This is a genomic window from Enterobacter sp. BIDMC 29 (genome assembly GCF_019378755.1).
Taxonomy (GTDB): domain Bacteria; phylum Pseudomonadota; class Gammaproteobacteria; order Enterobacterales; family Enterobacteriaceae; genus Enterobacter; species Enterobacter ludwigii.
Map to the genome: position 1 here is coordinate 4,630,527 of NZ_CP080000.1, position 10,632 is coordinate 4,641,158.

Annotated in this window: 10 protein-coding genes and 1 tRNA gene; 8 read left to right on the forward strand and 3 right to left on the reverse strand. The window is 59.0% G+C overall.

The features are described from left to right. The first annotated feature begins 146 nt into the window (after window positions 1-146). From yagE to JTA15_RS20120, 4 genes are all read left to right on the forward strand, one after another. Entirely contained in the window at window positions 147-1,055 is a 909-nt protein-coding gene (yagE, locus tag JTA15_RS20105; RefSeq protein ID WP_068795275.1) for a 2-keto-3-deoxygluconate aldolase, read from the forward strand. A 14-nt stretch (window positions 1,056-1,069) separates the two neighbouring features. Next, entirely contained in the window at window positions 1,070-3,037 is a 1,968-nt protein-coding gene (gene yagF, locus JTA15_RS20110) for a xylonate dehydratase YagF (protein ID WP_025205737.1), read from the forward strand. A 335-nt stretch (window positions 3,038-3,372) separates the two neighbouring features. Beyond that, window positions 3,373-4,755 carry an MFS transporter gene (locus JTA15_RS20115; RefSeq protein WP_072126504.1) on the forward strand — a complete coding sequence of 461 codons (1,383 nt, stop codon included), beginning with the start codon at window positions 3,373-3,375 and terminating at the stop codon, window positions 4,753-4,755. 11 nt (window positions 4,756-4,766) lie between these two features. Then, window positions 4,767-6,386: a glycoside hydrolase family 43 protein gene (locus JTA15_RS20120; protein WP_219372636.1), complete on the forward strand. Its 1,620-nt coding sequence runs from the start codon at window positions 4,767-4,769 to the stop codon at window positions 6,384-6,386. A 4-nt stretch (window positions 6,387-6,390) separates the two neighbouring features. Here the strand turns inward: JTA15_RS20120 and xynR are convergent, their stop codons facing one another. The 3 genes from xynR to JTA15_RS20135 all read right to left on the reverse strand — a co-directional run bounded on the left by xynR (window position 6,391) and on the right by JTA15_RS20135 (window position 8,352). Then, on the reverse strand, window positions 6,391-7,149 hold the full coding sequence (gene xynR / locus JTA15_RS20125; RefSeq protein ID WP_219372637.1) for a DNA-binding transcriptional repressor XynR: 759 nt from the start codon (window positions 7,147-7,149) through the stop codon (window positions 6,391-6,393). A 133-nt stretch (window positions 7,150-7,282) separates the two neighbouring features. Then, window positions 7,283-8,287: an ornithine carbamoyltransferase gene (gene argF, locus JTA15_RS20130; RefSeq protein WP_032679528.1), complete on the reverse strand. Its 1,005-nt coding sequence runs from the start codon at window positions 8,285-8,287 to the stop codon at window positions 7,283-7,285. Further along, complete coding sequence (locus tag JTA15_RS20135; protein ID WP_215723726.1) at window positions 8,257-8,352, reverse strand: hypothetical protein; 96 nt, start codon at window positions 8,350-8,352, stop codon at window positions 8,257-8,259. The genes argF and JTA15_RS20135 overlap by 31 nt, the downstream gene beginning before the upstream one ends. 99 nt (window positions 8,353-8,451) lie before the next feature. Here JTA15_RS20135 and rraB point away from each other — a divergent pair, with 99 nt between their 5' ends. The 4 genes from rraB to JTA15_RS20155 all read left to right on the forward strand — a co-directional run bounded on the left by rraB (window position 8,452) and on the right by JTA15_RS20155 (window position 10,630). Beyond that, window positions 8,452-8,877, forward strand: a complete 426-nt coding sequence (rraB, locus tag JTA15_RS20140) for a ribonuclease E inhibitor RraB (RefSeq protein ID WP_014168417.1) — start codon at window positions 8,452-8,454, stop codon at window positions 8,875-8,877. Window positions 8,878-8,923: 46 nt separating this feature from the next. Beyond that, window positions 8,924-9,682, forward strand: a complete 759-nt coding sequence (miaE, locus tag JTA15_RS20145; RefSeq protein WP_219372638.1) for a tRNA isopentenyl-2-thiomethyl-A-37 hydroxylase MiaE — start codon at window positions 8,924-8,926, stop codon at window positions 9,680-9,682. Window positions 9,683-9,712: 30 nt separating this feature from the next. Continuing rightward, complete coding sequence (locus JTA15_RS20150) at window positions 9,713-10,441, forward strand: hypothetical protein (protein WP_020885380.1); 729 nt, start codon at window positions 9,713-9,715, stop codon at window positions 10,439-10,441. A 104-nt stretch (window positions 10,442-10,545) separates the two neighbouring features. After that, a tRNA-Leu gene (locus JTA15_RS20155) sits at window positions 10,546-10,630 on the forward strand. The last annotated feature ends 2 nt before the right edge of the window (window positions 10,631-10,632 follow it).

The window sequence follows — 10,632 nt, forward strand, 5'->3', positions numbered from 1 at the left end:
CCCGTCATTATGTGATCCAGCTTATATTTTCCGCACTCCCTCATCGCCTCCCATTTACCTGCGCTTTTTCTGCGTCATAGTATGATCGTTAAATTAATGAACGCTGTTCTATAATGTAGAACAAAATAATTCAGCAAGGAGATCTCATGCCGCAGACCGCGTTGTTCACGGGAATCATTCCCCCTGTCTCCACCCTCTTTACCGCCGATGGACAGCTTGATAAACACGGCACCGCCGCGTTGATCGACGACCTGATCGCCGCAGGCGTCGATGGCCTGTTCTTTTTGGGCAGCGGCGGCGAGTTCTCCCAGCTAAACGCCGAAGAGCGTAAAACCATTGCCCGGTTTGCTATCGATCATGTCGATCGCCGGGTGCCGGTGCTGATTGGCACCGGTGGCACCAACGCCCGGGAAACCCTTGAACTGAGCCAGCATGCGCAGCAGGCCGGCGCCGACGGGATCGTGGTGATCAACCCGTACTACTGGAAAGTGTCAGAAGCGAATCTGATCCGCTATTTCGAACAGGTGGCAGACAGCGTCACGCTGCCGGTAATGCTGTATAACTTCCCGGCGCTGACCGGGCAGGATCTGACTCCGGCGCTGGTCAAAACCCTGGCCGACTCGCGGAGCAATATTGTCGGCATCAAAGACACGATCGATTCCGTCGCCCATCTGCGCAGCATGATCCACACCGTCAAATCTGCCCATCCGCACTTCACGGTGCTGTGCGGCTATGACGATCATCTGTTTAATACGCTGCTGCTGGGGGGCGATGGCGCGATCTCGGCCAGCGGTAACTTTGCTCCGCAGGTGTCGGTGAATCTGCTGAAGGCCTGGCGTGACCAGGAGGTGGCGAAGGCGGCAGAATACCACCAGACCCTGCTGCAAATACCGCAGATGTATCAGCTTGATACGCCGTTTGTGAACGTCATTAAAGAGGCGATTGTGCTGTGCGGCCGCCCGATCTCCACATACGTGCTGCCGCCCGCGTCGCCACTGGATGAGCCGCGTAAGGCGCAGCTGAAAACCCTGTTGCAACAGCTCAAGCTCTGCTGAGCCGGAAGACGACGATGACCATTGAGAAAATTTTCACCCCACAGGACGATGCGTTTTATGCCGTCATCACCCATGCGGCCGGGCCGCAGGGGGCGCTGCCGCTGACCCCGCAAATGCTGATGGAATCCCCCAGCGGTAACCTGTTTGGCATGACGCAAAACGCCGGTATGGGCTGGGACGCCAACAAGCTGACCGGCAAAGAGGTGCTGATTATCGGTACGCAGGGCGGCATTCGCGCCGGGGACGGGCGACCTGTTGCGCTGGGCTACCACACCGGGCACTGGGAGATTGGCATGCAGATGCAGGCGGCGGCGAAGGAGATCACCCGTAATGGTGGGATCCCGTTTGCGGCCTTCGTCAGCGATCCGTGCGACGGACGTTCTCAGGGCACCCACGGCATGTTCGACTCCCTGCCGTACCGTAATGACGCGGCGATCGTGTTTCGTCGTCTGATCCGCTCCCTGCCGACGCGGCGCGCGGTGATTGGCGTGGCAACCTGCGATAAAGGGCTGCCCGCGACCATGATTGCGCTGGCCTCCATGCATGATCTGCCGACCATTCTGGTGCCGGGTGGGGCGACACTGCCGCCGACCGTGGGGGAAGATGCCGGAAAAGTGCAGACCATTGGTGCGCGTTTCGCTAACCATGAGCTGTCGCTGCAGGAGGCTGCCGAGCTGGGGTGCCGCGCCTGTGCATCACCCGGCGGCGGCTGTCAGTTTCTCGGCACCGCGGGAACGTCACAGGTGGTGGCCGAAGCGCTGGGTCTGGCGCTACCGCACTCCGCGCTCGCCCCGTCCGGGCAGGCCGTGTGGCTGGAGATTGCCCGTCAGTCTGCGCGGGCGGTGAGCGAGCTGGATAACCGGGGGATCACGACCCGCGATATCCTGACCGACAAAGCCATTGAAAACGCCATGGTGCTTCACGCGGCGTTTGGCGGCTCCACCAACCTGCTGCTGCACATCCCGGCGATTGCCCATGCGGCGGGCTGCACCATTCCGGATGTGGCGCACTGGACACGCATCAACCGTAAGGTTCCGCGTCTGGTGAGCGTGCTGCCAAACGGCCCGGACTACCACCCGACGGTGCGTGCTTTCCTGGCGGGCGGCGTGCCGGAGGTGATGCTCCATCTGCGCAAGCTGGGGCTGCTGCATGAAGATGCCATGACCGTTACCGGCCAGACGGTCGGGGAGAACCTCGACTGGTGGGAAAACTCAGCGCGTCGGGCGCGTTTTCGTCAGTGCCTGCGCGAGCAGGATGGCGTCGATCCGGATGACGTGATCCTGCCGCCTGAGCGCGCCCACGCGAAAGGCCTGACCTCGACGGTCTGCTTCCCGACCGGCAATATCGCGCCCGAAGGGTCGGTGATCAAAGCCACGGCCATCGACCCGTCTGTTGTGGATGACGATGGCGTTTACCGCCATACCGGCCGGGTGCGGGTGTTTGTCTCTGAAGCGCAGGCCATCAAGGCCATTAAGCAGGAAGCGATCCAGCAGGGCGATATTATGGTGGTGATTGGCGGAGGCCCGTCCGGCACCGGCATGGAAGAGACCTACCAGCTGACCTCCGCACTGAAACATATCTCGTGGGGCAAGACGGTCTCGCTGATCACCGATGCGCGCTTCTCGGGGGTATCAACCGGGGCGTGCTTCGGCCATGTGTCGCCGGAAGCGCTGGCAGGTGGCCCCATCGGCAAGCTGCGCGACAACGATATCATTGAGATCAGCGTCGACCGCCTGTCCTTAACGGGCAGCGTTAACTTTATCGGCACGGCGGAACAGCCGCTGACGCCGGAAGAGGGGGCGCGCGTGCTGGCGTCGCGTCCGGTGCATCCTGACCTGCACGCCCATGCATTTTTGCCGGACGATACCCGCCTGTGGGCGGCTCTGCAGTCGGTGAGCGGCGGCACCTGGAAAGGGTGTATCTATGACACCGATAAAATCATCGAGGTAATTAACGCCGGTAAAAAAGCGCTCGGCCTTTAATTATATTTCTGGCTCTTGTCGTCTACGGAAAATATTCCGTGGACGGCTTTTGCATGTCTGTTTTTTATTATTTCGAAAATAATGTAATTGCATGAAAAACAAAGTCTTTAAATGATATCAGGATGTCGAGTGGCGTCACAAAAGCAAAATATCATAATTCAGAAATAAGATATGACCATTGTCGGTTAATTGAACACTTAATTACACTCTATTAACACGATGTTGTGAATTCAGCACACGAAATAAGGGTGTATTCCTGATGATGCACCGGGCATTTATTTGCCTGAATCAGGACCCTGGCGTTTGCACTGTTCCACGTACTGCCGTTGGGGGTAATGATGCAATTAACCATGAAAGATAAAATTGGCTACGGGCTGGGTGACACCGCCTGCGGCTTTGTCTGGCAGGCCACCATGTTCCTGCTGGCCTATTTCTATACCGACGTGTTTGGCCTGTCGGCGGGCATTATGGGGACGCTGTTTTTAGTTTCCCGCGTGCTGGATGCCGTCACCGATCCGCTGATGGGGCTGCTGGTTGACCGCACCCGCACGCGTCACGGCCAGTTCCGCCCGTTCCTGCTGTGGGGCGCGATCCCGTTTGGGATTGTCTGCGTGCTGACCTTCTACACGCCGGACTTCTCCGCGCAGGGTAAAATCATCTACGCCTGCATAACCTACATTCTGCTGACCCTGGTTTACACCTTCGTTAACGTCCCTTACTGCGCCATGCCGGGCGTCATCACCGCTGACCCGAAAGAGCGCCACGCGCTTCAGTCCTGGCGCTTTTTCCTCGCGGCGGCGGGATCGCTGGCCATCAGTGGCATTGCGCTGCCGCTGGTGAGCATCATTGGTAAAGGCGATGAGCAGGTCGGCTATTTCGGCGCCATGTGCGTGCTGGGGCTGAGCGGTGTGGTGCTGCTCTACGTCTGCTTCTTCACCACCAAAGAGCGCTACACCTTTGAGGTGCAGCCGGGGTCGTCGGTGTCGAAAGACCTCAAGCTTCTGTTTGGCAATACCCAGTGGCGCATTATGTGTGCGTTCAAGATGATGGCGACCTGCTCCAACGTGGTCCGCGGCGGGGCGACGCTCTACTTCGTGAAGTACGTCATGGATCACCCGGAGATGGCGACGCAGTTTCTGCTTTACGGCAGCCTCGCCACCATGTTTGGTTCGCTTTGCTCATCCCGCCTGCTGGGGCGCTTTGACCGGGTGACCGCCTTCAAGTGGATTATCGTGGCCTACTCCCTGATCAGCCTGCTGATTTTCTTCATCCCGGCCGAACATATCGCCCTGATTTTCGCCCTTAACATTCTGTTCCTGTTCGTCTTTAACACCACCACGCCTCTGCAGTGGCTGATGGCTTCTGACGTGGTGGATTACGAGGAGAGCCGTAGCGGTCGCCGTCTCGACGGGCTGGTGTTCTCCACCTACCTGTTCAGCCTGAAGATCGGTCTGGCGATTGGCGGCGCGGTGGTGGGCTGGATCCTGGCGTATGTGAACTACTCCGCCAGCAGCAGCGTGCAGCCGGTCGAAGTGCTGACCACCATTAAAATTTTGTTCTGCGTGGTGCCGGTGGTGCTCTACGTGGGCATGTTCATCATGCTGTCGTTCTACAAACTCACCGACGCCCGCGTGGCGGCCATCAGCCAGCAGCTGATTAAGCACCGTGCAACGCAGGGTGACGCCGTGCCCGACGCTGCGACAGCCGCATCCCATTAACAGGAGGCAACATGACAACGATAACAAACCCGATCCTCACCGGCTTTAACCCGGACCCGTCCCTGTGCCGTCAGGGGGAGGATTACTACATCGCCACCTCGACGTTTGAATGGTTTCCGGGCGTGCGCATCTACCACTCCCGCGACATGAAGAACTGGTCGCTGGTCAGCACGCCGCTGGACAGGGTGTCGATGCTGGACATGAAGGGCAACCCGGACTCCGGCGGCATCTGGGCGCCGTGCCTGAGCTACGCCGATGGCCAATTCTGGCTGCTGTACACCGACGTGAAAATTGTCGATTCGCCGTGGAAAAATGGCCGTAACTTCCTCGTCACTGCGCCCTCCATCGAGGGGCCGTGGAGCGAACCGATCCCGATGGGCAACGGAGGGTTTGACCCGTCGCTGTTCCATGACGACGATGGCCGTAAATACTATCTCTACCGCCCGTGGGGGCCGCGCCATCACAGCAACCCGCATAACACCATCGTGATGCAGGAGTTTGACCCGCAGACCGGCACCCTTTCACCCGAGCGCAAAACCCTGTTTACCGGCACGCCGCTCTGCTACACCGAAGGGGCGCACCTTTATCGTAAAGAGGGCTGGTACTACCTGATGGTCGCCGAAGGCGGCACCAGCTATGAACACGCGGTGGTGGTGCTGCGCTCAAAAACGCTCGACGGGCCGTACGAACTGCATCCGGACGTGACGATGATGACCAGCTGGCATCTGCCGGAGAACCCGCTGCAGAAGAGCGGCCACGGCTCGCTGCTGCAGACCCACACCGGGGAGTGGTATATGGCCTACCTCACCAGCCGACCGCTGCGCCTGCCGGGTATACCGCTGCTGGCCTCGGGTGGGCGCGGCTACTGCCCGCTGGGACGCGAGACCGGCATTGCGCGCATCGAATGGCGCGACGGCTGGCCGTACGTTGAAGGCGGCAAACACGCGCAACTGACCGTCCCCGGCCCGCAGATAGCGGAGCAGCCCGCCGCCTCCCGGGACAGCTGGCGGGAGGATTTCGACGGCAGCACGCTTGACCCGGAGCTGCAGACCCTGCGCATTCCGTTCGACGACACCCTCGGCTCGCTGAGCGTGCGACCGGGGTATTTGCGGCTTTACGGCAACGACTCGCTCAACTCGACCTTTACCCAGTCGACCGTGGCCCGCCGCTGGCAGCACTTCGCCTTCCGGGCAGAGACGCGCATGCAGTTCTCGCCGGTTCACTTCCAGCAGAGCGCCGGGCTGACCTGCTACTACAACAGTAAAAACTGGAGCTACTGCTTTGTGGACTACGAGGAGGGGCAGGGCAGAACGATCAAAATGATCCAGCTTGACCACAACGTGCCGTCGTGGCCGCTGCATGAACAGCCGATCTCGGTACCGGACAGCGCAGAGAGCATCTGGTTACGGGTTGACGTCGACACCCTGGTTTACCGTTACAGCTACTCGTTTGACGGTGAGGCGTGGCACACCGTGCCGGTGACGTATGAAGCGTGGAAACTGTCGGATGACTACATCGGCGGCCGCGGCTTCTTTACCGGCGCGTTTGTCGGCCTGCACTGCGAAGACATCAGCGGTGACGGCTGCCACGCTGACTTTGATTACTTCACCTACGAACCGGCCGCGAAATAGCGGCTCAGGCCGGGTAACCCAGCGCGCGTGAGAGCTGGAGCCCGGCCTGCTGAAGCTGCTCGCGGAAGCTGGCCAGTTCGGCGTCATCCACCCGCGACGTCAGCGTCGACAGACTCAGGGCGGCAATCACGCGGGATTCATGGTTCCACACCGGTACCGCCACGCAGCGCACGCCCTGCTCGTTCTCTTCGCGGTCGAAGGCGTAACCCTGCTCGCGGGTCTTGGCGAGGGCCTCCAGCAAGGCGTCGCGGGAGGCAAGGGTGGAAGGGGTATAGGTGGTGTACTGATAGCCCTCAAGCAGGGCGTTCAGCTCGGCCTCGCTAAGCCAGGCAATCAACACCTTGCCGATGGCGGTGGCGTGAACCGGCAGCCGACGACCAATGCGTGAATAGGCGATAGCCGCCAGCTTGCCTTCGATCTTCTCGATATAAACGCCTTCACGGCCGTCCAGGATCCCCAGATGGGTGGTCTGCCCGGTACGCTGCGACAGCTCCGTCAGCCAGCCTTTCGCCTTTTGACGAATATCGATTGAGCCCACCACAAAATGGCCGCGCTCAACCAGCTTCATGCCGAGGCGATATTTACCGTTTTCCGGGTTCTGATCGATATAGCCGTGAAGCTGCAGGGTTTTCAGCAGCGAGTGGAGGGTACTTTTGCTCAGCCCCATCAGTTTGCTGATGTCGGTGATCTTAAGCTCGGTGGCCTGCTCGTTAAACAGGTCGAGGATCTGCAACGCACGTTCAACAGACTGAATAATCGGCATAATGATGGTATGTCCACGCAGGAATTAAGGCGAAAACGTACCTTTTTCAGGCGGAAAAATCAATGAAGCGGCGCCGGTTTACGCCCTCTCCCGGTGGAAGAGGGCCGGGGTGAGGGCACCAGACTACAGAGGATCACTCCCCAAGCGTCGCCACCATCACCGCCTTAATGGTATGCATCCGGTTTTCTGCCTGGTCAAACACAATGCTCGCCGCCGATTCAAACACCTCGTCCGTCACTTCCATCCCGCCGTGCAGATCGAACTCTTTCGCCATCTGCTTACCCAGCGTGGTCTGGTCGTCATGGAACGCCGGCAGACAGTGCAGGAACTTCACGTCCGGGTTACCGGTCAGCGCCATCATCTGCGCGTTCACCTGATACCCGCGCAGCAGGGCAATCCGCTCGGCCCACTTCTCTTTGGCCTCGCCCATCGACACCCACACATCGGTATAGATGAAGTCCGCCCCTTTCACGCCGGCCGCGACCTCTTCCGTCAGGGTGATCTTCCCGCCATTCTTCTCCGCCAGCGCGCTGCACTCCGCCACCAGGCGCTCTTCCGGCCAGCAGGCTTTCGGTGCCACGAGACGCAGATCCAGCCCGGTTAACGCTGCCGCTTCCAGCATCGAGTTACCCATGTTGTTACGCGCATCGCCCGCATAAACCAGCGTCATCTCGTTAAACGCTTTGCCCGGCAGATGCTCCTGCATGGTCAGCAGGTCCGCCAGCAGCTGCGTTGGATGGAACTCGTTGGTCAGCCCGTTCCACACCGGCACGCCCGCATACTGCGCCAGCGTTTCGACCACGTCCTGACCGTGACCGCGATACTGAATGCCATCGTACATCCGCCCGAGTACCCGCGCGGTGTCCTTAATTGATTCTTTATGCCCAATCTGGCTGCCGCTCGGCCCTAAATACGTGACGCGCGCGCCCTGGTCAAATGCGGCAACTTCGAAAGAGCATCGTGTACGGGTTGAGTCTTTTTCGAAGATGAGCGCGATGTTTTTGCCAGTAAGCTTTTGTACTTCCTTACCCTTTTTTTTATCGGCTTTAAGCTGAGCGGCAAGGGTCAGCAGGGAATTGAGCTGTGCAGGGGTAAAATCGAGCAATTTCAGAAAGTGTTTCTTGTACAGATCAGACATTTTATCCTCACATGGCAAACGCCACTTATTGAATTAAAATTCACTTTATATGTGTAATTATTCATTTGCAACCCCGTTTCACAAATCTTTCCAACAAAGGTGGAGGCAAACCCGTCCGTGTGTGAAAATAGAAGTATCTGCCGCACTTTAAAGAGGAATGAGCCATGGCAAACCCGGAACACCTGGAAGAGCAACGCGAAGAGACGCGCCTGATTATCGAAGAACTGCTGGAAGACGGTAGCGATCCGGACGCGCTGTACACCATCGAGCACCATTTCTCTGCTGACGATTTCGACGCGCTGGAAAAACTGGCGGTAGAAGCTTTCAAACTGGGTTACGAAGTGACCGAGCCGGAAGAGCTGGAAGTGGAAGAGGGCGACACCGTCATCTGCTGCGATATTCTGAGCGAAGGCGCGCTGAAAGCAGAACTGATCGACGCTCAGGTCGAACAGCTGATGAACCTGGCCGAGAAGTTTGAAGTGGAATACGACGGCTGGGGAACCTACTTCGAAGATCCGAACGGTGAAGACGGCGAAGAAGGCGACGACGAAGATTTCATCGACGAAGACGACGACGGCGTGCGTCACTAAGCGTTTCAGGCGGTGGCGCGTGCCACCGCTTTTTCAAGGCAGAACCATGGATTACCCGCACATACTCGCCCCCGTTCTTAACTTCCTCCAGTGCCCGACCCCGCCAGCATGGATTGATAAAGCCCGCGATCCGGCGAACCTGCCGCTGCTGCTCACCGACCACATGGTGTGCGAGCTCAAGGCCGCCCAGACCGCGCTGCTGCTGGTGCGCAAATATGTCGCCGACGAAAGCGGTGCCGACGCGCTGCTCGACTGGCTCAAACCCTACGAAGCGTTCACCTTCCGCGAAGGCCCTGAACCGGATTTTGTGGCCCTGCACAAGCAGATTGGCAAAAGCGTCATGCCCAAAACCGACGACCCGTGGGGCCAGGCGCTTATCGACAGCATGGTGCTGCTGATCAAAGAAGAGCTGCACCACTTCTGGCAGGTGCGCGAGGCGATGCTGGTGCGCGACATTCCGTACGTCAAAATCACCGCCAGCCGCTACGCCAAAGGGATGCTGAAAGCGGTGCGCACGCATGAACCGCTGACGCTTATCGACAAGCTCATCTGCGGTGCCTACATCGAAGCCCGCTCCTGCGAGCGTTTCGCCGCGCTGGCCCCGTTCCTCGACGACGACCTGCAGAAGTTCTATCTCTCGCTGCTGCGCTCGGAAGCGCGCCACTATCAGGACTACCTGACGCTTGCCCAACAGGTGAGCGACGACGATATCTCACCGCGCATACAGCTTTTTGGCGAAATTGAAGCCACACTTATCTCGACACCGGACAACGAGTTTCGCTTTCACAGCGGCGTGCCGGTGTAAACCGGCATAGCGAAAAGAAAAGGATGCGAGATGAATAAAACGTGGATCCGTATAGTCGTGGTGACTCTCCTGGCCGCCGTCGTGGCGTTCTGGGTCTACTTCGACAAACAACGCCAGCACACCCCCGAACAGCAGCTTGATACCACCCTCAACGCAATGCCCGCCTGGCAGGTGATTAAAGAGCAGGAGCCTGTGCTTCATCAGCGCATTCTTGACCAGATGGCGGCCCTGCAAAAAGCCGGCGAGCCGGAGCAGAAGATTATCGACACCATCCAGCCGCAGATCCTGCATCTGCAGATGTCGCGCCTGCAAAACGCGCCGGACGCTAACGTGGTGAACTATATGACGATCAACATGGAGCAGACCGCCGCCATTCAGAAGGTGAGCGACGACGCCTGTTTCCGCTTCCTCTACCCGGCGGTGAAGGGGGGCGTCAACCCGATGCGCATGCTGGATAAAGACCTGATGACACGGCGCATGCAGGCCGACGCCGACATGATGCGCGCGGCCTACGGCAAAAACCGCCACACCGTAACCCCGGAAGAACGCGAAGCCGCGGTGACGGATGTCCGTCCGATTATGAAAACGCTGGCCGACAAGTACGGCGAGGACATCCAGCTGCTGCAGATGCCGGAGAAGGCGGTGGGCAAAGAGAAGCTCTCCTGCGACATGGTGCAGGAGATGTGGGCGAAGGTGCTGGCGCTGCCAGAGCAGAAGGCGGCAGGCGTGATTCGGCTGGCGGTTTCCGAGGTAGAATGACAGGGCGCTGGTTTTTTGGGCACTTAGCGTAGGTTTAGCGCGTCGCCGCTTGCATGGCGGCGCGCGACAGGTATAATCCACAACGTTTCCGCATCCCCTTCAGTGCCGAAGTGGCGAAATCGGTAGACGCAGTTGATTCAAAATCAACCGTAGAAATACGTGCCGGTTCGAGTCCGGCCTTCGGCACCATA

Coding starts and splice junctions, on each gene's coding strand:
- yagE (WP_068795275.1), top strand. CDS start 147: ATGCCGCAGACCGCGTTGTTCACGGGAATCATTCCCCCTGTCTCCACC.
- JTA15_RS20120 (WP_219372636.1), top strand. CDS start 4,767: ATGACAACGATAACAAACCCGATCCTCACCGGCTTTAACCCGGACCCG.
- JTA15_RS20150 (WP_020885380.1), top strand. CDS start 9,713: ATGAATAAAACGTGGATCCGTATAGTCGTGGTGACTCTCCTGGCCGCC.
- yagF (WP_025205737.1), top strand. CDS start 1,070: ATGACCATTGAGAAAATTTTCACCCCACAGGACGATGCGTTTTATGCC.
- argF (WP_032679528.1), bottom strand. CDS start 8,287: ATGTCTGATCTGTACAAGAAACACTTTCTGAAATTGCTCGATTTTACC.
- rraB (WP_014168417.1), top strand. CDS start 8,452: ATGGCAAACCCGGAACACCTGGAAGAGCAACGCGAAGAGACGCGCCTG.
- JTA15_RS20115 (WP_072126504.1), top strand. CDS start 3,373: ATGATGCAATTAACCATGAAAGATAAAATTGGCTACGGGCTGGGTGAC.
- JTA15_RS20135 (WP_215723726.1), bottom strand. CDS start 8,352: ATGAATAATTACACATATAAAGTGAATTTTAATTCAATAAGTGGCGTT.
- miaE (WP_219372638.1), top strand. CDS start 8,924: ATGGATTACCCGCACATACTCGCCCCCGTTCTTAACTTCCTCCAGTGC.
- xynR (WP_219372637.1), bottom strand. CDS start 7,149: ATGCCGATTATTCAGTCTGTTGAACGTGCGTTGCAGATCCTCGACCTG.